This window comes from Kitasatospora papulosa (genome assembly GCF_000717245.1).
Classification (GTDB): Bacteria; Actinomycetota; Actinomycetes; order Streptomycetales; family Streptomycetaceae; genus Streptomyces; species Streptomyces papulosus.
Window position 1 is genome coordinate 1 of the sequence record NZ_JNYQ01000065.1, and the last position, 711, is coordinate 711.

Annotated in this window: 2 protein-coding genes; both read left to right on the plus strand. The window is 67.2% G+C overall.

What is annotated here, in order from left to right:
• Positions 1-379, plus strand: a 379-nt coding sequence (locus IA22_RS0133710; protein WP_063828359.1) for an ectoine synthase, incomplete at its 5' end; no start/stop codon positions are given.
• A gap of 3 nt (positions 380-382) precedes the next feature.
• Positions 383-711: phytanoyl-CoA dioxygenase family protein (locus tag IA22_RS0133715; RefSeq protein WP_030125874.1), on the plus strand; the 329-nt coding region annotated here is incomplete at its 3' end.

The window sequence follows — 711 nt, forward strand, 5'->3', positions numbered from 1 at the left end:
TGACATCGAGAACACCGACCGGCACGTCAGGTCCGCTTCGGGTACCTGGGAGAGCAAGCGCATCGTGCTCGCCAAGGAGAAGGTGGGCTTCTCGCTCCACGAGACCGTGCTGTACGCGGGTACGGAGACGTCGATGTGGTACGCCAACCACATCGAGGCCGTGCTGTGCACCGAGGGCGAGGCCGAGCTCACCAACGACGAGACCGGCGAGAAGCACTGGATCACCCCCGGCACGATGTACCTGCTCAACGGCCACGAGCACCACACGCTGCGCCCCAAGACCGACTTCCGCTGCGTGTGCGTCTTCAATCCTCCCGTCACCGGACGGGAGGACCACGACGAGAACGGTGTATACCCGCTGCTGACAGAGGAGGGCTGAACCATGACCACCGATGTACGCGCCGACCTGTACCCCTCGCGCGGCGCCGCCGAGATGACCACTCCCCGCCAGGACCCGGTCATCTGGTCCGCGCCGGGCGCGCCGGGACCGATCGCCGCGAAGGACCTGCAGTCCTTCGAGCACGACGGCTTCCTCGCCATCGACCAGCTGATCACCCCCGAGGAGGTGGCCGGCTACCGCGCCGAGCTGGACCGGCTGGTCACCGACCCGCAGGTCCGCGCGGACGAGCGCTCCATCATCGAGCCGAAGTCGCAGAGCGTGCGCTCGGTCTTCGAGGTCCACAAGCTCAGCGAGGTCTTCGCACGCCTCGT